Source organism: Ignavibacteriales bacterium (assembly GCA_026390775.1).
Classification (GTDB): domain Bacteria; phylum Bacteroidota; class Ignavibacteria; order Ignavibacteriales; family Melioribacteraceae; genus Fen-1258.
In genome coordinates this window covers 1,060,083-1,081,101 of record JAPLFF010000007.1, presented here as the reverse complement: position 1 = coordinate 1,081,101, position 21,019 = coordinate 1,060,083, and the positions used below count along the sequence as shown (strand labels likewise).

General features: G+C 35.7%; 21 protein-coding genes. 17 read left to right on the top strand and 4 right to left on the bottom strand.

Features of this window, described 5'->3' with window-relative positions; all coding sequences use genetic code 11:
• Positions 1 to 51: 51 nt before the first annotated feature.
• From NTZ27_10010 to NTZ27_09950, 13 genes are all read left to right on the top strand, one after another.
• Positions 52 to 369 carry a hypothetical protein gene (locus tag NTZ27_10010; GenBank protein ID MCX6175074.1) on the top strand — a complete coding sequence of 106 codons (318 nt, stop codon included), beginning with the start codon at positions 52 to 54 and terminating at the stop codon, positions 367 to 369.
• Positions 370 to 516: 147 nt separating this feature from the next.
• Positions 517 to 1,167 (top strand): metal-dependent hydrolase, encoded by a 651-nt coding sequence (locus tag NTZ27_10005; protein MCX6175073.1) that lies wholly within the window; start codon positions 517 to 519, stop codon positions 1,165 to 1,167.
• Between the two features lie 86 nt (positions 1,168 to 1,253).
• Complete coding sequence (locus NTZ27_10000; GenBank protein MCX6175072.1) at positions 1,254 to 2,252, top strand: isoaspartyl peptidase/L-asparaginase; 999 nt, start codon at positions 1,254 to 1,256, stop codon at positions 2,250 to 2,252.
• Between the two features lie 99 nt (positions 2,253 to 2,351).
• Entirely contained in the window at positions 2,352 to 2,771 is a 420-nt protein-coding gene (locus tag NTZ27_09995) for a DUF1761 domain-containing protein (GenBank protein ID MCX6175071.1), read from the top strand.
• Between the two features lie 52 nt (positions 2,772 to 2,823).
• A complete protein-coding gene (locus tag NTZ27_09990; GenBank protein ID MCX6175070.1) occupies positions 2,824 to 3,468 on the top strand; it encodes an HAD-IA family hydrolase in 645 nt (214 codons plus the stop codon).
• Between the two features lie 23 nt (positions 3,469 to 3,491).
• Positions 3,492 to 4,250: an enoyl-CoA hydratase/isomerase family protein gene (locus tag NTZ27_09985; GenBank protein MCX6175069.1), complete on the top strand. Its 759-nt coding sequence runs from the start codon at positions 3,492 to 3,494 to the stop codon at positions 4,248 to 4,250.
• Positions 4,251 to 4,394: 144 nt separating this feature from the next.
• Positions 4,395 to 4,922 carry a hypothetical protein gene (locus NTZ27_09980; GenBank protein MCX6175068.1) on the top strand — a complete coding sequence of 176 codons (528 nt, stop codon included), beginning with the start codon at positions 4,395 to 4,397 and terminating at the stop codon, positions 4,920 to 4,922.
• Between the two features lie 5 nt (positions 4,923 to 4,927).
• Positions 4,928 to 5,257 (top strand): hypothetical protein, encoded by a 330-nt coding sequence (locus tag NTZ27_09975; GenBank protein ID MCX6175067.1) that lies wholly within the window; start codon positions 4,928 to 4,930, stop codon positions 5,255 to 5,257.
• Between the two features lie 10 nt (positions 5,258 to 5,267).
• The gene (locus tag NTZ27_09970) at positions 5,268 to 6,776 is read left to right on the top strand and encodes a glycosyltransferase family 39 protein (GenBank protein MCX6175066.1); all 1,509 of its coding nucleotides are present in this window, start codon (positions 5,268 to 5,270) and stop codon (positions 6,774 to 6,776) included.
• Positions 6,777 to 6,849: 73 nt separating this feature from the next.
• Complete coding sequence (locus NTZ27_09965) at positions 6,850 to 7,080, top strand: penicillin-binding transpeptidase domain-containing protein (protein MCX6175065.1); 231 nt, start codon at positions 6,850 to 6,852, stop codon at positions 7,078 to 7,080.
• A gap of 9 nt (positions 7,081 to 7,089) precedes the next feature.
• Positions 7,090 to 7,902: an MOSC domain-containing protein gene (locus NTZ27_09960; protein ID MCX6175064.1), complete on the top strand. Its 813-nt coding sequence runs from the start codon at positions 7,090 to 7,092 to the stop codon at positions 7,900 to 7,902.
• The gene (locus NTZ27_09955; protein MCX6175063.1) at positions 7,903 to 8,427 is read left to right on the top strand and encodes a hypothetical protein; all 525 of its coding nucleotides are present in this window, start codon (positions 7,903 to 7,905) and stop codon (positions 8,425 to 8,427) included.
• Positions 8,424 to 9,074 carry a dienelactone hydrolase family protein gene (locus tag NTZ27_09950; GenBank protein MCX6175062.1) on the top strand — a complete coding sequence of 217 codons (651 nt, stop codon included), beginning with the start codon at positions 8,424 to 8,426 and terminating at the stop codon, positions 9,072 to 9,074. The genes NTZ27_09955 and NTZ27_09950 overlap by 4 nt, the downstream gene beginning before the upstream one ends.
• A gap of 17 nt (positions 9,075 to 9,091) precedes the next feature.
• Here NTZ27_09950 and NTZ27_09945 read toward each other — a convergent pair whose 3' ends face one another.
• Both NTZ27_09945 and NTZ27_09940 read right to left on the bottom strand, forming a co-directional pair.
• Positions 9,092 to 10,531, bottom strand: a complete 1,440-nt coding sequence (locus tag NTZ27_09945; GenBank protein ID MCX6175061.1) for a hypothetical protein — start codon at positions 10,529 to 10,531, stop codon at positions 9,092 to 9,094.
• Positions 10,532 to 10,738: 207 nt separating this feature from the next.
• Positions 10,739 to 12,148 carry a C45 family autoproteolytic acyltransferase/hydrolase gene (locus tag NTZ27_09940; protein ID MCX6175060.1) on the bottom strand — a complete coding sequence of 470 codons (1,410 nt, stop codon included), beginning with the start codon at positions 12,146 to 12,148 and terminating at the stop codon, positions 10,739 to 10,741.
• 489 nt (positions 12,149 to 12,637) lie between these two features.
• Here NTZ27_09940 and NTZ27_09935 point away from each other — a divergent pair, with 489 nt between their 5' ends.
• Entirely contained in the window at positions 12,638 to 13,498 is an 861-nt protein-coding gene (locus NTZ27_09935; protein ID MCX6175059.1) for a hypothetical protein, read from the top strand.
• Between the two features lie 75 nt (positions 13,499 to 13,573).
• Here the strand turns inward: NTZ27_09935 and NTZ27_09930 are convergent, their stop codons facing one another.
• Both NTZ27_09930 and NTZ27_09925 read right to left on the bottom strand, forming a co-directional pair.
• A complete protein-coding gene (locus tag NTZ27_09930; protein ID MCX6175058.1) occupies positions 13,574 to 16,939 on the bottom strand; it encodes a hypothetical protein in 3,366 nt (1,121 codons plus the stop codon).
• Between the two features lie 33 nt (positions 16,940 to 16,972).
• Positions 16,973 to 17,635, bottom strand: a complete 663-nt coding sequence (locus NTZ27_09925; GenBank protein ID MCX6175057.1) for a DUF4159 domain-containing protein — start codon at positions 17,633 to 17,635, stop codon at positions 16,973 to 16,975.
• Positions 17,636 to 17,818: 183 nt separating this feature from the next.
• Here NTZ27_09925 and NTZ27_09920 point away from each other — a divergent pair, with 183 nt between their 5' ends.
• The 3 genes from NTZ27_09920 (at position 17,819) to NTZ27_09910 (ending at position 20,986) form a co-directional block, all read left to right on the top strand.
• Positions 17,819 to 19,285: a M64 family metallo-endopeptidase gene (locus NTZ27_09920; GenBank protein MCX6175056.1), complete on the top strand. Its 1,467-nt coding sequence runs from the start codon at positions 17,819 to 17,821 to the stop codon at positions 19,283 to 19,285.
• Between the two features lie 134 nt (positions 19,286 to 19,419).
• The gene (locus NTZ27_09915; protein ID MCX6175055.1) at positions 19,420 to 20,313 is read left to right on the top strand and encodes a diacylglycerol kinase family lipid kinase; all 894 of its coding nucleotides are present in this window, start codon (positions 19,420 to 19,422) and stop codon (positions 20,311 to 20,313) included.
• Between the two features lie 160 nt (positions 20,314 to 20,473).
• Positions 20,474 to 20,986 (top strand): hypothetical protein, encoded by a 513-nt coding sequence (locus NTZ27_09910; GenBank protein MCX6175054.1) that lies wholly within the window; start codon positions 20,474 to 20,476, stop codon positions 20,984 to 20,986.
• Positions 20,987 to 21,019 lie beyond the last annotated feature (33 nt).

Below are 21,019 nucleotides of genomic sequence, written 5' to 3'. Positions count from 1 at the left end.
CATGAAACGCAAAGAAGAGAAAAAAATTATTAAATAAATTAGGAGAACTTTATGATTGGAAGAATTTGGCATGGATGGACAAAACAAGAAAATGCTGATGCTTACGAAAATCTTTTGAGAGAAGAAATATTTTTCGGTATTGCATCGAGAAACTTGACCGGTTATAACGGCATACAGCTTTTCCGTCGCAAAGCAAAAGAAGAAGTTGAGTTTGTTACAATCATGTGGTTTGAATCTATTGAAGCGATAAAAAAATTTGCCGGGGAAGATTATGAAACCGCTGTAGTTCCTTCTAAGACAAGAGAATTGTTGAAGAGATTTGATGAACGCTCCCAACATTACGAAGTTCGGGAAAAACTTGCATATTAAGTCAAATACTTTTTGCTTGTTTATTATCTCTAAAAATATATAAAAACTACTTTTCATAATCAGTTGTTATTCAAAATTGAAATAGAGAATTTTCTTGCCTGTTCCACTCAACGTAATTAATTTGTTAATAACAAAGAGATATAAACTATGTTCATCGGACATTTTGGAGTTGGCTTAGCGGCGAAGAAAATCGACAGCAAACCGTCTCTAGGGACACTCTTTCTCGCATCACAATTTATTGATCTTCTCTGGCCCATTTTTTTGTTAATTGGAATTGAGAAAGTTCAAATCGAAAAAGGCAACACTGCTGTTACTCCGCTTAATTTTATTTCTTACCCGTACTCACATAGTTTGTTCGGAGTACTTATCTGGGCAATTTTATTGGGTGCGGTATATTACATATTGAAGAAAAATTTTAGAACTTCTCTTTTGTTGGGATTGCTCGTATTAAGTCACTGGGTACTTGATCTTTTCACGCACCGTCCCGATCTGCAATTACTTCCATGGAATGATTTCAAAATGGGTTTCGGATTGTGGAATTCGGTAGCACTTACAATAATTGTGGAAGGATCTATTTTTATTCTTGGCGCATATTTTTATCTGAGTACGACTAAATCCGAAAACAAAAAAGGAAAATATGGTTTGTGGGGCTTGCTGATTTTTTTAACTCTGATTTATGTTATGAATATAGTAGGCCCTCCTCCATCTGATACAAATGCTATAGCAATAATCGGATTGTTCCAATGGCTTTTAGTTGCATGGGCATATTGGATTGATAGAAATAGAAGCGCTGTCTAGAATCAATAATTGCATTAATAAGCAAGGTTGCTTTTTAGAATTTGTTAAGATAAGTTGAATTGCAATTCAAAAGAGGAGCGTAAAAAGTGTGTGTAAGAAAAGGGAATAATCCCAAAATCTTTTTTTTGCTTTTTCTATTATTCATTTCGCAAATAACCTTCCCGCAATCAAACAAATACGGACTTGTAATTCACGGAGGAGCCGGGACAATTCTGAAATCAAATATGACTCCTGAAAAAGAAGCGGAGTACGTTTCTAAACTCAACGAAGCATTAGAAACCGGATATAAGATTTTGGAAAACGGCGGTTCATCTCTCGATGCAGTTGTTGCGGTTATAAATATTATGGAAGATTCTCCGCTGTTCAATGCCGGCAAAGGCGCTGTGTTAACAGAGAAGGGCATTGCAGAATTAGACGCCTCCATCATGGACGGGAAAACATTAAAAGCCGGGGCTGTTGCAGGAATTAAGCACGTAAAAAATCCAATTACACTTGCAAGACTGGTAATGGATAAATCGCCCCACGTTATGATGATAGGAGAAGGTGCGGAAGAATTTGCAAAAGAGAATAACATCGAGATGGTTGATAACAATTATTTCATTACGCCGAACAGATTGCAGCAGTATCAAAAAATGAAAGAAGCAAAGGATAAAAAAGCCAAAGAAGAAAAACACGGAACAGTTGGATGTGTTGCTCTGGATAAAAACGGAAATCTTGCCGCGGGTACTTCTACCGGCGGGATGATGATGAAAAAATTCGGGCGAGTTGGTGATTCACCGATAATCGGCGCCGGAACTTATGCCAACAATAATACGTGTGCTGTTTCCGGAACAGGATACGGAGAATATTTTATTAGATTAAATATTGCTCGCGATATTTCTGATTTAATGGATTATAAAAATTTAACTCTAAGCGAAGCCGCTAACGAAGTAATAATGAAAAAATTACCGCAATTGGGCGGCGACGGCGGAATAATAGCAATTGATAAAAACGGAAATATAGCAATGCCGTTTAATACCGAGGGAATGTACCGCGGATATCATATCAGCGGAGAGCAGTTGGTTATTAAAATTTATAAGGAATAAAATTAGAAACATGATTTACGAATTACAATTTCGGATTTTTACGACAGTCGTTAATTCGTAAATCAAAAATCTCAAATCGTAATTCAAAAAGGAGATCCAATGGCTCTTCATGGTCAAGTTAATTATTTAGCAGTTTTGCTTTGCGGGGTAATTGCAATGTTGCTCGGTTCATTTTGGTATAGTCCTTTTATTTTTGGAAAGATATGGATGGAGTCACTGGATAAATCTGAAGAAGAACTTAAAAAAGATTTTAAGCCATTTAAAACTTATGGACTAACATTTATCAGCTATTTGGCGATGGCTTTTGGTCTTGCACAAATAATGACTTTTATGGACGCATATTCAATTCCGCAAGGAATTAGAGTTGCGTTTTTATGCTGGATCGGATTTACAGTTGCACCGATGTTGATCAATACTCTATTCGAAGGGAAAAAAATAAAACTGCTTGGTGTTGATATTGGTTATCATTTAATAGTTATGCTTGTCTTCGGAACAATTCTTGGAGCGTGGCCGGTTTAGATTTATTTCTATCTGCAGAAAATATTTTCAACTCATTGATTAATAATTATACATGAACATTAACCTTGTTGTCTTTGATCTAGATGGAACACTCATCTCTTCCCACAAAACAATTTATAAAGCAACACTTCATGCGCTTAGAGAAATAAATATTTATCCAAAGATGCCCGAAGAGGATTTTTACAAAACAATCGGAATGCATTTCGAAGATATTTTCACTCAATTTGGTTTTAGTGTTCCGGATTTTGAAAAATTTATTAACATTTATAAATCAATCTATTTCGATTACATCGATTTATCGGTCGTTTATCCTGGAGTAAATGAGATCATAAATAAATTGCAGAGAAAAAATATCAAAACAGCTTTGCTTACAACAAAGGGACAAGATCACGCAGAAAGAATTCTTAGTCATTTTAAATTATTTGATAAGTTCGATTATGTAATGGGAAGAAGACCTGGAATTGCACACAAACCATCACCTGAACCGCTGCTTAAAATTTGCAACGATTTAAATATTGATATTGCAGAAACATTGATTGTTGGAGATTCCGAATTAGATGTTCAATGCGGAAAAAATGCCGACTCCAAAACTTGTGCAGTAACTTACGGATATAGAACAGCAGAAGAATTGAAAAAAGAATTTCCGGATTTTATTATTGACAATATTCTCGACGTAGATTATATAGTTAGTAGATAGAATAATTTTTGAGGAGATGAACCATGGATAAGAATGGAAAAGTTACAACAAGTATAATCAATGGAATTGCTACAATTAATTTCATGCATCCTAAAAGCAATTCTTTACCGGCTAAGATGTTGAAGGAGATGACAGAAGCGGTCAACAAATTTGCAGAAGATAAACATGCACATGTTATAGTAATCCGTAGCGAAGGCGAAAAAGCATTTTGCGCCGGTGCTTCTTTCGATGAATTACTTGAGATAAAAGATTTCAAAGGCGGTAAAGAATTTTTTATGGGCTTTGCAAGATTAATCAACGCTATGCGAAAATGTCCAAAATTTATTATTGCACGTGTGCAGGGCAAAGCAGTTGGAGGAGGAGTTGGAATTGCTGCCGCGGCAGATTATACTATTGCCTCTAGCGAAGCATCCGTAAAATTGAGCGAGTTGTTATTGGGCATTGGTCCATTTGTTGTCGGTCCGGCAATAGAAAGAAAAATTGGGAAGACTGCGTTTATTACAATGTCTATTGATGCAGAATGGCATGATTCACTTTGGGCGAAGCAAAGCGGACTATACACAAAAGTCTTTGCAAATAATCACGATCTTGATGAAGCGGTTTCAGCTCTTGTAAAAAAAATTTCAAGCTGTAATCTCGAAGCAATTTCTCAGATGAAAAAAGTTTTTTGGGAAGGAACCGAAAACTGGGACCAGCTTTTGGAACAACGCGCGGAGATAAGCGGAAAACTTGTTCTTAGTGAGTTTACAAAGAATTATATAAAAGCGTTCAAAAACAAATAAATAAATTGACCAACAAAACACGACTGTTGAAAAATCGCTTGATCAATAATAAATTATTACTTTTTGTAAAGTTGTGCTTATCATTTCTTTTTTCGATTTTACCAAACAAGAACAAGATTAATCTAAATAACTGCGGAGTGATTCATGCGGAATGGAGCAGCTAAAATATTTCTAATTTTAATATTAATGGGGGCTCTTAACAATTTCTTTTGTCAAACTGCAAAAAGTAACTGGAACGCTTTTAAATTTTTGATTGGCGAATGGACCGGAGAAGGAACGGGCGCACCAGGCGAAGGGTCCGGTCAGATCACTTTTTATTTTGCTTTACAGGACCAAATTCTGGTTAGAAAAAACCATACTGAGTATCCCGCAACAGCAAATAAATCCGCATTTACTCATGATAATGTATTAATACATTATCATGAGAACAATTTGGTGCGGGCAATTTATTTTGATAACGAAGGACACGTGATTCATTATACAACAAATTTTTCTTCAGATTTAAGTGCGCTTGTCCTAACAAGCGATGTAATTCCGTCAGCGCCAAGATTTCGGTTCACTTATACAAAGCTTGATAACGAGAGACTAAAAGTTTCTTTTGAAATTGCTTCTCCGGGTAAACCCGAAGAGTTCTCAAAATATTTAGATGGGGTTGTAAAAAAGAAAATCTAAACCGAATGCACGCCGATCTAAAATATCATCATCTGGGTATTCCGACAAAAGAAAAACGAGATGGAGAAACCTACCTTGAAGAATTCAAAGTTTATGTCTCCGGTTACGATACAAGTCCGTATAAAATAGAATGGATGCGCTTCGAACAAGATTCGACAACGCCGGAATTGGTAAAAACAGTTCCTCATATTGCATTCGAAGTTGATGATCTGATGAAAGTGCTCGAAGGGAAAGAAATTTTGATTGAACCAAATAGTCCGTCGCCCGGTGTAATGGTTGCTTTTATTGTTGATAACGGTGCACCGATAGAATTTATACAATTATCAAAAAAGTGATCTCCTCATTATGATGTATCAATCATCCATAAGTCTAACAAACAGAAAGAACCTTGAATGGGTTTTGCTGGCATTTTTGATAATCGTCGCTTCTGCAATTCGTCTTCACACAAATTTCAGTACTAAATATATACCTGGCAACAATGGTGCATATTATCTTGTTCAAGCACGGTCATTATTAGAAAATGGACGGCTTGAGTTTGTCGAATTCCCTTTGCTGTTTTGGCTGGAAGCAGGACTTGCCTGGATCTTATTTCATTTAGGTTTTGGCAATATAGATTCTTCCGTTGATTTAGCAACACGGCTTTTCGATTCAATCATTCCCGCTTTATCAATTATACCTGCGTATGCTTTAACAAAAAGAATTTTTGGCAAACAAGAAAAAATCTATTTGCCAGCGCTCATCTCTGCGCTATCAGTTTTATATTTTTCTCCCTTGATGCTGATCTCCGATTTCCAAAAAAACGCACTTGGTGTTTTGTGGTTATTCTGTTTGATGTATTGGCTCTACCGTAGTTTTGAGGAGTCAAGTAGAAAAAATTTTTTGTTAACCTTTTTGTTTTTACTACTTACCGGATTAACTCACTATGGATGTATTTCGGTTGCCGTAACAATAGTTCTTCTCAATTTAATTTTGAAATATGAACTGCGTTATACACTTAAAAAACTTCTAAAGGTTATATCCGGAGTTGTTGTAATAGTTGCAGTATGCATAGGAATCGTTTATATAACAAGTCCGTGGCGAACCAGAGTTTTTATTAATATACCGTTAGAAATATTCCGCAACCAGCTGATCTATTTTATTCTTCAACAGAAACCTGTTATTTCACCGCTTGATATGATTGATATCTTGTTAGTGAATTTGGTTGCAATTATTTCTTTGGTTTTGTTTATTAGAAATTTTAGAACACTGGAACTAAAAACTCGTCCGTTTATTCTGGCTTGCATAATTCTATCGTTCTTTTTGGCTTCTCCTTTTCTTGGAATAGATGCAGCCCAGCGGCTCTATTTTATGAGCTATCTTCCTGTAATACCGCTTCTTCCTTTTATCTACAATAAAATTTCAAGCGTAACCGCGAAATCTTTTTTAACAGAAACTGTTTTGTTAATAATAATTTTTTCGATTTTTATTGTTGTGGGCAAAGGCACACAATCTAATATGAACGAAAAACTTTACGCAGAGCTGGTAGAAATGGAAAAAACTATTCCCCCTAACGGCAATTCGATTATTGTTGCAAGACACGGAATGGAGTTCTGGTCGGCTTGGATTTTCCGAACTGCTGTAACTCGACAAGAATCATTAACAAAAAATTATTGGCGGGCTTACGCTAATGTTTTATTCCTTCAACAGAAAAAAGATAAGTCATCATTCGGTCCCGCCGGCATGATGGGCAATCCATTCCCCGAGCCTGCATTGCCGGAATCTTCACGAATGATTTTTAATGGAAGATATTTTAATCTATATCATGTGCCAACACCGCCGGATAATTTTTCTATCTTTATGGAGAAAAGGCCATAAATGAAGGAATTATTTTTTTTATCTATGATGTTAATATCAACAGTACTTTCTGCGCAAAAGGATAAAACGAATTATGATTCTAATGTCGGAAGAAAAGCATAAACATTCCGTCTTGAAATATAAAACTGGTACAGGTACTAAAGAAGACGGCACCTTTATCGGATGGCTCGTAGGATATGTTGAAAAAGAGAAAAATGTTTATTTATTTGCTTTCAATATTGAGGCAAAAACATTTGATGAAGTTCGTAAGCTTAGAGACGAATCTTCTCGCGCAATATTTAGGAAATTAAAAGTCTTAGAATGAATTAGTAATATGGCAAAATATATTCTTACTGAAATCAACATCTACCCAGTTAAATCCCTTGGTGGAATTTCTCTGCAAAATTCTGATGTAACAGACCGCGGACTAAAACATGACCGAAGATGGTTGATAATCAATAACGAAGGAAAATTTATTACACAGCAAACACACCCGCAGTTAGCGTTGATCAAGACAAAGATCAACGGCAATAAATTAATTTTAGGACATAAGACAAAAGATATTCCTCCGCTTGTAATTCCAATTTATCACGAAAGCGTAGAAATTGTTCTGGTAAGCATTTGGCAAGACCTGGTTGAAGCGCGTGTTGTTGGTAAATATGCCGACGAATGGCTAAGCGATGCATTAGGCATTAAATGCAGATTGGTTTACATGCACGATGGAACACAACGGTTAGTAGATCGAGCATTTGCCGCAGACAACGAAATAGTTAGTTTTGCCGATGCATATCCATTTATGATGATCGGGCAATCTTCTTTGGATGATTTAAATAGCCGGCTTAAAGAAAAATTACCGATGAACAGGTTCAGACCAAATTTTGTTTTCAAGGGAGGAAATCCTTTTGATGAAGACAAATGGAAGATGATAAGAATAGGTGAAATAGTATTTAATTTAGTAAAACCATGTTCGCGCTGTGTTTTAACCACCGTCAATCAAGACACCGCAGAAAAAAAAGAAGAACCCTTAAAAACATTATCTACTTATAGAAGTTTTAACAACAAAATTTATTTTGGGCAGAATCTTTTACACGAAGGAAACGGCACATTAAAAGTTGGCGATGAAATAGAAATATTGGAACTTAAATAAATGCCCACGATTTATGATCTGCTTACGGGCAACGATCTCCGCTCAATAGGAAAATCAAACGAAGTTGTTCAGCTTGTAACAAGTGATCCAATTTTATTTGACGAAGTCTTTGAGGGAATATTTAACAGCGATAAAGTTGTGCGTGCAAGATGTGCCGACGCAGTTGAAAAAGTCGCAGTAAGATTTCCGAAAATGATTCAAAAGAAAAAATCTATAATTCTAAAAAACTTAAATAAGTTTGAACAGAAAGAAGTTATATGGCACATTGCTTTAATGATCGGTTATTTAAAACTTACGCCAAAAGAATTAGTAAAAGCATTTAACGCATTGTATAAATGGCTAAACACATCGGACAGCATAATAGTTAAAGTTGCATGCATGCAATCACTTGCAACGCACGCGATGAAGGAAAGGAAATATTTGAAAAGTGTACGTATGGAGATTGAAAAGCAAATGCTAACCGGTGCCCCGGCAATTAAAGCAAGAGGGAGACATCTTCTAGCGGACTTCAATAAAATTAAATGAACCTAATCACAAAAAATATTACAACACAAAAAACCGCACGATATTTTCTAATTGGCAAACCTTCAGAGAAAATAAAATCAGTTTTAATAGTTTTGCATGGTTACGGGCAGCTTGCAGAATACTTTATTAAATTTTTTGAACCGATAATAAATGAAACTACATTGATTATTGCCCCCGAAGCATTAAATAGATTTTATATTAAAGGATTCAGCGGAAAAGTCGGCTCTACTTGGATGACAAAAGAGGATCGCGAAAATGAAATTAAAGATTATGTTAATTATTTAGACATTGTATACGACGACGTAATCAATTTCGGTTTGTTATTAAAAACCAAAATAACAGTTCTTGGATTTTCTCAAGGAACGGTAGCTGCTTGTAGGTGGATTGCAAAAGGTAAATCAAAAATAGACCGATTAATACTTTGGGGTGGAGGAGTGCCTCCAGATGTTGATCTTGAATTATCGAAAGAATTATTTAATTCGATACAGTTAACCATTGTGGTCGGTGATAAAGACGAATTTATTTCTGTCGAACAAATTAAAGAACAAGAACAGCGCCTGGGGAAAAATAATATTAAATATTCTTTGATACTTTTTGAAGGAAAACATATTATTAAAAAAGAAATTCTTTTAAAATTATTTCATTGATTGTAAAAATAGATAGATTATAAGTTATATTTTTTCTCCAGATCCTTAGCCCTGTATTTAAGTCTATCATTATCCAAATCATCAATAACATCCAGCAAAGTTTTCACTTTTGATTTGTCAACATTCTGTCGAGAATAAATTTCCATTAAATTTTTAACTGCAGAATATTTATCACGATTGTCAGCGGCATTAATTGATTTTTTAAAATATTGCTCAGCTTTATCGAATACACCCCTCTCAAAATAAAATGCACCCAGCAATAAATTAAACTGATCTTCAAATCCTTTTGCTTTACTAAAATTCGGTTTTGATTTAATTAAAGTTTCAATGTCAGCCACTGATTTATCCGCAGCGATTTGAACCGAAAGGTCGTGAAGCCACCTACTCTCCTTCTCGTTATTCTTGATAACCGCAAATAATTCTTTGTAACGGTCATTTAAAGTTGTTTCATATTTTTTTACTTTTGAATTATCTCCGGTCAGCCAGCTATTAAAAACTATAATATAGCGAGAAGCGGCGCCACCACCTCGATATAATTTATTTTCATTTTCTAAAGCTTGCTCTCCGCATTGAATTGCAAGTTGAGAATTGCCTTTGAGGTCACGGAGACGCGCCCTTGCATAATTATCAACAAGAGCTTGCTTGTCGTTCTTAATTATTATTTCTACTTTTTTAAGATCGCCGATGTTCATTAATATCTGGCAGTAAGCATTAAGAGTCCGTTTGTTTTTGGGAAAGCGATTCAAAAAACTTTCAAAATAATTTAGAGAAGCATACTCATTTCCTTCTAAACTTGCATATACCTCAATTAATGTTAGAGCGGATTGCCCGAAAGTTAATTTACCTTTTTCATATGCTGTGTGAAGCTGGGTCAATCCTTTTTCTCTATCACCGGAGAAACCCAAAATTCCGGCAACAAAACTTGTAATTCCGCTTAAGCGGTCGGCATAATAATTCAGCATTCCAAGAACCAAATACGCATCATAAAATTGAGGATCGGATTTTAAAACATCTTCCATAATATTCTTTGATTTCAATCCGCTTTTGAATGCACTCCACCACGAACCATCTATTCCATAAATACGCCCAAGATATGCATAGATAGTTCCGTAATAAAATTTGTTCTCGGTATTTAATTTGTCATTGTCAAACTTATCAATAATGCTTTCACAGTAATCAATTATTTCTTTGTTCAGAAATTTTCTTCCCTCATCACGTTTTTCCGGGTCAAGTTCCGCAACTCTTTGATAGTACTCTAATATCTTTGTGTTAATTAAATAATAATAATACTTAGGCGAGTTGGGATTAAGTTTGATTTGTTCTTGAGATAATTTTTTAGCTTGATCAAACTCCTCATTAAATGTGTGGGAGATTATTTGCAGATCGATTTGAGTAGGTTCATAAGGCTTGGCTGATAGAATAGTGCTTAAGAAAAAAAGGAAGAGCAGCTTTTTCATAAAATACCATCGCAATTGTAAACATCTAATTATTTATGAGAATCAAAATAATCAAAGTTAATAAAGGAATCACTCCAGGCACGCAAGCAAAATAAAAATGAAATTGTACAGCGTAGAATTCAAGAACTACTTGGCGATTCAAGATATTTGAGATGGGAATAATTTTGTAAGAGTAGAGATGCATTGCCATGCGTCTCTACTCTTATTTTATTTTTCTCCTGCATAGAAAACCGTCCATGGTTGTGAAGGACGATCTTTCAAAATCTCATTCATCCAATCGTATTGCGGATGTTCTTCTAAAAATTTCTTTGCATCGAACGAAGTACCACATGCAGCTCCCCATCTCGCAACAAATGACATTTCTTTGGCCATTGTCGCATCAACTACTTTTCCATCAAGTGTTCCTTCGGGAGAAAAAGGAATACCGGTATTGTATAATTGCGGATCCAGCTCCCAGTGTGCACAAAGCATACGCTGACTTGGAGTATTTGATTTTAAATATGGATCGTAATGATCGGATTCAAAACCTTTTGCAAGCTCAAGATTTATTTTGCCTGCGTTCTCTTTCATCAATTGTTTCCATCTAACTCTGCGTGCGATATTAGAATTTTTAATATTCGTATCTTCACTTTTAGTTTCGAAGCGTAAGAGTTTTAAATCTTCAGCAATATTTGATCCAATAAAAAATCCGTCTTTCTTTTTCTCAAACCCGACTTGTTTCAATCCAAGTTCAAGACGCGCAATTTCATTTGTGTTGATATCGCCCAACAGCCATGCGTTTGCATATCCGCCGTTATTATCTTTCTTCATCATCTCGCACCATTCATCAATTGAGTTAGCATACTGAGTTGCGTGACGCATACGTGAAAATTCCGGCGCGCCGTTCGGATCGAATGGATAAAACCCGACGATAGTTGTTTCAGAGCCGACAAGTCCGGCATCGGTTATAAAAAAATCTGTCCCACTGTGAATGAAACCCGTGAACGCCTGCATCAAAATCCTGTGCCCTTTCTCCGGAAGAATATCCAGAATAATATTGCAGAAAGGATCTTCGTAACCGACCATTGAATTATGTCCAAGCACAATTTTTCCGTCAGCAGTCATGCTACCGGTTGCAATGAAAGAACTGCACGCTTCCTTTTTTGGTGGGGGTGAATTTGTATTGAACGAATCTTTTACTGTAGGCCACCAATACCACATTAATTCCATGTAACCGTTAAGAGCAACAAGCTCATCGCGCGTTGTTGATATACCGGCGGCTTCCATTCCTTCTACCATTCCGTCAATCTCGGCAAGATTTTCTTCATCAATTTTTTTTGTTAGAATTACTCCAGCTTTTTGAACAAGCCATTGCCACTCCATCGCGCTCTGATATTTCCATTTAATACTCAGCTTATATAATGATTCTTTGATTTCGTTTGCAATTAAGTAGCCATGTTGAAATCCGCGTTCTCTTGGCGCACCTTCGATGTGGATATATATCCATCCGTTCTTTTCATGACGGTTAGCTTTTTCAAGCCAGGATTTTTGTTGCTGAGTTAGTGAAGATGTTTGTGAAAGAAAAGTTGCCGTTGATGAAAGCAAAAATAAAAAAACTAAAACTAGCCAGAATTTCATTTTAGACTCCAAACCTTATTAACGTTTTAAATTTTGATTCAATCTAACATCTGTTAGCATTTCAATCAAGCAGAAAGGTTAGCCTCTAAGCCACAAAAGGGGATTTTCATCTTGCTTCTCACTTCTTACCTCTCACCTTTTCCAGCAGTTCAAGATATTTTTTGGGTACTCCTTATTTATAAACACTTTTATTTGCCGAATGAAAGTAATCAAGCGCTTGAGATTGCTGTTCTTTTTTTCATAACGAACTCATTTGTGTCTTGATAATCTCTAATTATTTTTCCCCACCCCTTTTATTTTTTCAGCTGCTTAACAAAACGTTCTTATGCTTCTCTAAAAACATTAAATATATAATTTGTTGACTTTTTTGATGTTTGTCAGCATAATGCAATAAGTATTTTTGTTCAGATAATAAGAATATAGAGCTACAGCATTTTTCAATCGGCAATTCTTTTGGGGGATAGATAAAAATAAACCGTCGGAGAGAAAATGAAAAAGAGAATCTTAACAACAACACTGATTTTATTTGCACTTGTGCTTAATTCAAGCGCACAAATGGAACGGTACAGCAGCAACCCGATTCCGAAGTTAAATGTCTTTGGGGTTGCGTTATCAGAAAATGTTGAATCAGCCAACAAAATGTTCAATGAATTTTTCAAAGAGAAAATGCGGCTGGACTTAAATTATAATTATGTTATTGATCCCACCTACAAAAAACTCAAAGATCAGAAAACCCTGGATATTTCATTGTTTGGCAAAAGCGTTAGTGGAAAGAAATTCGAATCGAAGGCTGATTCTATGCTTGAACTGAACGCGAATCTTAATACGCTCTTAATTGTAGACAGGCAAAAAAGAGTACGGGCATTCTCTCAAGTGATAACTATGGATTACGACAAAATGGCGCGTATTGTTGAAGAATTGTTATTGAATATTAACGGCAAAGAATTAATAACAATTGATTCCGAAAAGCCAGACGAAGCCATCGGTTGGCAGACAGACTTGGGGAAAGAGAATGCTGATAAGAAGAAAGACAGAAATACAATTACCATAGACTTTGGTGCCAGCAAAAATTATTGGTATAAATATTTAGGTCAGCCCATTCCAAATGTTGAACTTAAAAAACTCGATGGAAAGGCAACTTCGCTTTATGATGAGTTGAATAATAAAGTAAGTGTTGTTATGGTTTTTGTTGCTTCGGCAGAAGAAGAAATGCAGTATTTTATTGGAGGTACAGCATTTATGCTGAATTTAGGTAAAGAGTTCTACGAAAAATTCACACTTGGTAAAGCAGGACCCGGAGAGGAGTTTGTAAAAAATGCTGTTCCCGATACTCAGCCGGAACAAAAATAATTTTAACACTTTAATGCGAGGGTTTAATTTTTTGTACTATGCAAAGCAAAATAATTTTGTCAACAGATTAGACCCTCACTTCTCACTTCTCGCCTTTTCCAGCGCCTCAAAATATTTTCTAATCAAATCTTCGTAATCTTTCTTATATCCTTCGCGAATTGCTTTCATTAGCTCGTCTTTAAGTTTGTTCTTCCCTTCGTCAGTGTTAAGAATCAAATCGGGCGGTGAATTGCGGTTATAGTCTTTTCCGGCGGCAGATTTTCTATCCTTCTCATAATCGCGCTCGTTCATGGAAGTCTGTGCGTCAAGTAATTTTGATAAAATCTTTTCCTGCTGTTTCACAAGATCGTCATTCACTTTTTCAGATTTAAGATTTGTTACAACCTCTTCCATCTCACTTAAGATCTTTTCAAGATTTGAAGCAAGGCGTTTCGATTGTCCGGCTTCTTTTGCTTCTTGGTTCAATTGTTCAAGCGATTTGCGAATTGATTCCTGCTGCTGAGCAAGGTTCTGCATTTGCGCCATCATCTCCTGAGTCATTTGTCCTTGATTCATCATCTGAGTCAATTGATTTAAATTCATCTGCTGTTGCGAAAGCTGCTGCAGTTGCTGCATTAAACTCATCATACCGCCGCCCTGTCCGCCGCCACTCATCATTTGATCCATTGCGCCTTTCATCAAGCTTGCGGCTTCGTTTAGCGAAGCCATTGCATTTTTTTGCATTTGTGCTGCCGGAGGTCCCTGCTGGTTTTGCATAGCATTTATTGATTGCTGCATATTAGTCAATGCTTTTCCGAGAGCTTTACCCATCTCGGGAGTAATTGCAAAAGTTTTTTGAGAAAGGTCGCGCATCTTCTGCAATATTTTTCCAAGATTGTTTTGTATCTCGCTTTGATCGCGGGAGTTTTTAGAAAACCCCTTTGAGTATGGACTAAGCTGCTCTGTATTATTCTTTAAGCTTTCCTGATCTTTGGAAAGGGTTAAAAGATCATCTAATATTTTCATCATATCATAAAACGTTTTCATCTGGTTCATCTGCTGCATTGCAGATTGTAAGCCTTGCATTTGTTTTCCCGTGTTCTTCATGTTTTGAGAAAGTTGTAACTGGTTCTGCATAGCTTCGGATTTTTGCATTTGTTGTAAGTCTTTTGCCGTCTCGTCCGAGAGTTTTTCATTGTTCTGTTTATCAAACTCTTTCTGAAGTTTATCAAGTTGATCCTTTGGCATATCAGAAAGCCCGTTCATCTTTTCGCCAAGTTTATTTATTTCTTCGTTAAGTTTTTTCAGATCACTCGTTACATCCTGTTGGCGTTTAGACAATTCGTCACGCTTTATTTTATCGGAAAGGTTTGATTGCTCGGTCTTACTTTTTAATTCATCGATTCTCTGTGTAAGTTCATCGGTGCGCTTAATAATTTCGTCAATCTTTTGCTCTATTTGAATTCTTTTAAGAAGATTAAGAGTGCGCTCAATACTTTTCTTTATATATTCTTCGTTTGCCTTCATTTCTTCCATAGACATTTGCACATTATCGCGGTTCAAGCTTTTAAGAGAATCTTGTAAACGCTTAAATGCTTCTTTCATTTCTTCACTGCTCATTTTTTCCAGCAACTCCTGGAGCTCGTTATATTTCTGCAATGTTTCTTCAGAAAGGAGATTGTTCTTTGCGAGATCATTTTTCATTTCAGATAGTTTTTGGGAAACATCGCTGATTTTTTTTGTTATATCCTTAAATTTCTCAACAGCGGATTCAATTCTTTCTTTTTCCTGCCATGAAATTTCTTTCGAGTTTTGCTTGAGATCGTCGCTTAGCTTTTGCATTTCTTGTTTGAGCTGTTCTGCATCTTTAAGTGTTTGTGATAAATCTTTTTCAGATTCTTTTTGTTTATCCTCTGACTTGGAATATAGCTCATTAAGAGAAGGAACCGCGATCGTGAATTGTTTTGTCTTTGTTGATTTCGGTCCGCCAAAGGTATCGTTATCAAAAATTTCTAAATAATAGGAGAGAACTTCTCCTTCTGCAAGGACTAACGGTGCAAGATCCCAAACAAAATAAATCTCTTCTTCTTTTTGCTGATTAGAGATTGTTATCGGAACTTGCGTAAACTCCTTATTTGTAGTGCGATACTTTGATACCGATAGCCGGAAGCTCAAATTCATTTTGCTAAATCCATAATCGTCGCTGATCTTAGAAACAATGGAGATCTTATTTTGATTTCCAAGTTTTATATTTTCATTTGGAGAAATCATTTCGATGGACGGATTTTCATCAGCCAAAGTTTTTATTGAATAAGTAATTGGATTTATGTTTGAGTAACCCTGAGCATCTGCGATAAGCATATAATAGTCGGTTTCTTTGGTAACAATGAAATCAACCGATGCTTTTGTTGAAATAATGCCCATCCTTTTTGATGTGCTGTCGCTAAACATTACAATCGCACTTGAAAGTTCGCGTGATGAGCTCGTTGTCAATTTTATTTTACTTCCAATCAAAGCGGTTATGTTTCCGTTATCTTTTTGTGTTTGTTCCGGTAAACGGGTGTAAGCGGGAGGAATAATTATTAATTCAATATTCGAAATCACAGGACGGTTAATAATAGAAATTTTGTATTTCTCGCTGGTAATATTTTCGGCTGTAGCGAAATATTCTAAAGAACTTTTTACATTATTAATGTAATAAGTAAATATTCCCAGTGAATCAGGGGATAATGTTCTTTCCAAGAACTCAGTTTGTTCTTCGGATTTTTCCAACAGAAAAATGTCTTTCGGCTGCTCGCCGACGGCTTTAATTGTTATTGTAATATTATCGCCCTTTGTAATCTCTTTGTTTCCTGGAACGATTTCAAAAACAAATTTTGGCGGTGGCGTATAATTTTTATTGTAATTAAGAAAACGAAATGCCGCCGAACGAAAAGAGGGAACAAAAAAGACTAAAACAATAGTTGCAATAAATGTTGTAATGTAAAGTTTCCATAATCTTTTTATGGAAGTAAAATCAACAATCGCATTAAAATTTAACTTTTCGGTTTTGGAATAAACATTTTTAAAAGCCGCATCAACAAGTTGATTTGAATAATTGATATTGTTTTCATTTATCAATTGGACTGCATTTGCAAGCTCATCTTTAATATCAGGATAATGGGTACCCACCTTGCTAGCAGTTTCTACATAATCCGGATGAACGTAATAAATAAAATCTTTTATGAAAGGGAACGCAACATACAATCCAATCGTAAGTACGACAATAATAAGAAATGAATAAAACAGAATTGTACGTATGTCCGAACTCAAGTTTCCTACAGCTTCCAAAAGAACGAGTGTGAGAAATAAAACGCATAGAATTGTTAATGAGATAAATAGTTTTCTCAATCCATCTCTTCGTTTCTCGTGCTCAACAACAGAGCGGAGTTTTTTTTGTATTTCTATAAAATAACTATTCATTCATTTTCTTATTAAAATCATTACGTAAAAAAATTAGTTCGTAAGCGCCCAAACAACAATGTTTGTCCCAAATTTCAACGCCTCTTCTCTTTTTGCATGAGGATCTTTATGTACTTCAGGATCAGCCCATCCGTCGCTCGGATTGCTTTCGTATGTGTAATACAAACACAATCTGCCGTTAACAAAAATCCCAAAACCTTGTGGCGGTTTTCCATCATGTTCATGTGTTTTAGGTACTCCCGCATTAAAATCATAAAAGCAATGATACAATCCATAACTGAATGGAAGTTCCATTAAATCTTTTTCCGGGAAAATTTTTTTTATCTCTCTTCGGAACGCCTTGTTCAATCCGTAATCATCATCAACATAAAGAAAGCCGCCGTTCTCTAAATAACTCCGTAATTTTTTTGCTTCCGGATCAGAAAAAACAATGTTGCCGTGTCCGGTCATAAACAAAAACGGATTATCAAAAATATTTCCACTTGTCAGATCAACAAATTCATATACAGGATTTGTTTTGATGTTTGTATTTTGTGCAACGAACTTAAGTAAATTAACTTCTTCCGAAGGATCATTATACCAATCGCTCCCGCCATTATATTTTAAGCGAGCAATCTTAAACCCGCCTTCATTTTGGGCAAGCGATATTGAGGTGAACACGAGTAAAGTTAGTAATATATTATTTGATCGTTTCATTATTCGATTGTTAATTATATAACGAAGATAAAGATTTCAACCGCACTTTGCATAGGTAAATAAATTACACACGGAGATAATGATTATAACCGATTCATCTGTGAAATCTGTTGATTCTGCATATGAGCGAAGCAAATCCGTATGCTATTTATTATTTTTACTGAGAAACAATTCAGGATAATTATGAAAACGTCAAAACTAATTGTGCTATTTCTTTTTTCGGTAATCCTAAAAGCACAAACAATCAACTTCGACGACTATTTCACAGATCAAACGATGAGGATTGATTACTTCCATGTTGGCGATGCAAACAGTGAGATTGTTACGCTTGATCAAGTTTATCAATACGGGACCTGGGCGGGCAGCTTAAAAAATTTGATCGATAATTTTAACAACGGCGCATATTACTACAAAGTATATGATACAGCAAGCGGCAAATTAATTTTCTCACGCGGATTCGACAGCTACTTTAAGGAATATCAAACGAGCGATGAAGCATCGAAAGGAATAAAGCGGACGTATCAAGAAAGCGCGATAATTCCATTTCCTAAAAACAAAATTAAATTTGTTTTGGAGAAACGTGACAGACAAAACAATCTTAACGAAGTATTCTCAACAGAAATTAATCCGGCGGATCTTTACATTATTAAAGATGCTTTGATTGACAAATCAGTAAAAGTTCTTAAAAGTCATTATAGCGGAGATCCGCACAATAACGTTGATGTAGCAATTCTTGCTGAAGGATACACAGCATTAGAACAGAAAAAATTCGAAAAAGATTTGAAACACTACACGAATCTTTTCTTAGGTCATGAACCATTCAAATCGAACAAAGACAAGTTTAATATTTATGGTGTGTTCAAAGCATCACAAGAAAGCGGAATTGACGAACCGGGCGCAAACATATATAAAAACACAACACTAAACACAAGGTTCTATTCTCTTGGTTCAGAAAGATATGTTTTAACGGAAGACAACAAAACCCTGCATGATCTCGCAGCACATGTTCCTTACGATGCAATATATATTATGTGCAACAGCGAGCGTTACGGCGGCGGCGGGATATATAATTTCTACTGCACATTTACCAGCGATAATCAATTTAGTCCGTACATTTTTCTGCATGAGTTTGGCCATTCGTTCGGCGGATTGGCAGATGAGTATTATACTTCTGATGTAGCCTACAATGAATTTTATCCCGAAGGACAAGAACCTGTTGAGCCGAACATTACTCGTATGCTTGATAAAAGTAATTTAAAATGGAAAGATCTTATTACATCAGGTATTAAATTACCAACTCCATGGGAAAAAGAGAATTATGATAAAATGGATTATGCTTGGCAGAAGGAACGAAGAGAAATGAATAAACATATCGCAGAGCTAAAACTAGCAAGAGCTCAGCAAAGAGAAATTAATGCAGCTCAAAACGAATACAACATAAAAGATAAATCTCACAGTGATGAGATAGATAAATATTTAATGAGCAGTAAATATTGTGGTAAAGTTGGTGTCTTTGAAGGCGCAGGATATTCTGCTAAAGGAGTTTATAGATCGATGATCGATTGTTTAATGTTTACTAAAGGAATGAAACCATTTTGCAAAGTTTGTGAAGAACATGTTGTAAAAGTGATAAAGCATTATACGGATTGATATACAAAAAGGGAATTTTAAGTCAAGGCCGGGGCTAACTTGACCTTTTTTATTTTCAAAGTCTTGAATGCCAACCAACTATCTATTAATTTCAAATCCAATTAATCATCAATAAATAGAAGTTATAATATATTATGAAAATATTCTATCTCAACAATCCAGCAGCGGGACATAAGAACGGAGTTAAATATTATCCTCTAATTGAACAATTATTGAAAAAGAAAAATATATTACACGATTCTGTTCAAACCGAGTATGCCGGACACGGAACGGAGATAATAAAAAATATTGATTTTGAAAAGTATGACGGTATAATTGCTTCAGGTGGGGACGGAACAATTTTCGAAGCGCTTAACGGATACTTTGCAAATTCTTCTAAGAAAAGAATTCCTTTCGGTGCAATCCCAATTGGAAGGGGAAATGCATTTGCGCGCGATCTCGATCTTATCCCCGAAAGATGGGAAGAATCGATAGATGCAATTTTATCCGGCAGGACAAAAAAAATCGATGTCGGCGCGTTTACAACCGAAGGGATAAAGTATTATTTCATAAATATTCTTGGATTTGGTTTTGTTACGGATATTGCAGGCACCGCACAAAAGCTGAAAATGTTCGGCGATCTTTCATACGTATTGGGAGTTTTCTATCAGACGGCAGCATTAAAAGCATATAATCTGAAAATTGAAGCTGACGGGAAAATGATTGAACGCAAAAATGTGTTTGTAGAAATTTCCAATACAAGATATACAGGAAAAGATTTTCTTATGGCGCCTTTGGCAAAGCTGGATGACGGACTTCTAGATGTGACTCTTCTTAACAAACTAAGCCGCGCAAAAGTAATGCAGTGTCTTCCCAAGATTTTCAAAGGGACACACGTTTACATGAAAGAAGTAGAAACGTTCCGGGCAAGACATTTGAAAATAGAAACCGACACGCCAAAATTGTTAACTCCCGACGGACAATTAATGGGAAGCACACCGATAGAAGTTGAATGCCTTCCCGGCGCCATTGAAGTTTTTGTAAAATAATATTTCTGAGTGTAGTTAGCCTAGCAGACGGTAACCCAATAAAATATTTTCCCAGCGCGAAATTATGAATGGATTTTAATAATTCTAAATAATATTTTATTTAGCAGATAGTGAACCGGGGAAAAATCAACTAAAAACAAACAAAAAATATGAGGAAACTATGAATATTAAAAAAATCGGGAATTCTTTTTTAGCAATAATGGTCATAACTTTATTGGTCTTTTCTTCTATTAATGCACAGCAAAAGACAGAAACTCAGCAAACACAAATAAATTCAACAGCAGTTCAAATAACATCAGCAGAAGCGCCGGTAATAAAAATTTACGGCGTCCAATTGATAATATTATCTTCTCCCGATAAAACCCAGATTTCTAAAGCGCCCGTTAACAATACCGGAGCTGGGGGATTCAAGGTTTCTAAAGCAGGTACATATTTTATTAAAGTAACATTCGGCAAAAAAGTTGAAGACGAGACCATTAAAGAATTGAACGTTGATATTAAATATCCAGACGGCACTAGAAAAACTTTAACTACCACGCCAGCATCGAATGGTAAATCGATTGAATCGGCAGAGTTCGAGTGGACAGAGCCAGCGAAACCATTATTTGCTTATTTAACAAGTACACAAGGAAAAGTAAATACACTTTTAATGAGTGAAGACAAGAAAAAATAGTCGATAAAATTTCTTTGAAAAGCTGATTTTGTT

Coding starts and splice junctions, on each gene's coding strand:
- NTZ27_09990 (MCX6175070.1), top strand. CDS start 2,824: ATGAACATTAACCTTGTTGTCTTTGATCTAGATGGAACACTCATCTCT.
- NTZ27_09940 (MCX6175060.1), bottom strand. CDS start 12,148: ATGAAATTCTGGCTAGTTTTAGTTTTTTTATTTTTGCTTTCATCAACG.
- NTZ27_09975 (MCX6175067.1), top strand. CDS start 4,928: ATGCACGCCGATCTAAAATATCATCATCTGGGTATTCCGACAAAAGAA.
- NTZ27_09930 (MCX6175058.1), bottom strand. CDS start 16,939: ATGAATAGTTATTTTATAGAAATACAAAAAAAACTCCGCTCTGTTGTT.
- NTZ27_09955 (MCX6175063.1), top strand. CDS start 7,903: ATGCCCACGATTTATGATCTGCTTACGGGCAACGATCTCCGCTCAATA.
- NTZ27_09970 (MCX6175066.1), top strand. CDS start 5,268: ATGATGTATCAATCATCCATAAGTCTAACAAACAGAAAGAACCTTGAA.
- NTZ27_09985 (MCX6175069.1), top strand. CDS start 3,492: ATGGATAAGAATGGAAAAGTTACAACAAGTATAATCAATGGAATTGCT.
- NTZ27_09980 (MCX6175068.1), top strand. CDS start 4,395: ATGCGGAATGGAGCAGCTAAAATATTTCTAATTTTAATATTAATGGGG.
- NTZ27_09920 (MCX6175056.1), top strand. CDS start 17,819: ATGAAAACGTCAAAACTAATTGTGCTATTTCTTTTTTCGGTAATCCTA.
- NTZ27_09910 (MCX6175054.1), top strand. CDS start 20,474: ATGAATATTAAAAAAATCGGGAATTCTTTTTTAGCAATAATGGTCATA.
- NTZ27_09995 (MCX6175071.1), top strand. CDS start 2,352: ATGGCTCTTCATGGTCAAGTTAATTATTTAGCAGTTTTGCTTTGCGGG.
- NTZ27_10010 (MCX6175074.1), top strand. CDS start 52: ATGATTGGAAGAATTTGGCATGGATGGACAAAACAAGAAAATGCTGAT.
- NTZ27_09960 (MCX6175064.1), top strand. CDS start 7,090: ATGGCAAAATATATTCTTACTGAAATCAACATCTACCCAGTTAAATCC.
- NTZ27_09945 (MCX6175061.1), bottom strand. CDS start 10,531: ATGAAAAAGCTGCTCTTCCTTTTTTTCTTAAGCACTATTCTATCAGCC.
- NTZ27_09950 (MCX6175062.1), top strand. CDS start 8,424: ATGAACCTAATCACAAAAAATATTACAACACAAAAAACCGCACGATAT.
- NTZ27_09925 (MCX6175057.1), bottom strand. CDS start 17,635: ATGAAACGATCAAATAATATATTACTAACTTTACTCGTGTTCACCTCA.
- NTZ27_09915 (MCX6175055.1), top strand. CDS start 19,420: ATGAAAATATTCTATCTCAACAATCCAGCAGCGGGACATAAGAACGGA.
- NTZ27_09935 (MCX6175059.1), top strand. CDS start 12,638: ATGAAAAAGAGAATCTTAACAACAACACTGATTTTATTTGCACTTGTG.
- NTZ27_09965 (MCX6175065.1), top strand. CDS start 6,850: ATGATTCTAATGTCGGAAGAAAAGCATAAACATTCCGTCTTGAAATAT.
- NTZ27_10005 (MCX6175073.1), top strand. CDS start 517: ATGTTCATCGGACATTTTGGAGTTGGCTTAGCGGCGAAGAAAATCGAC.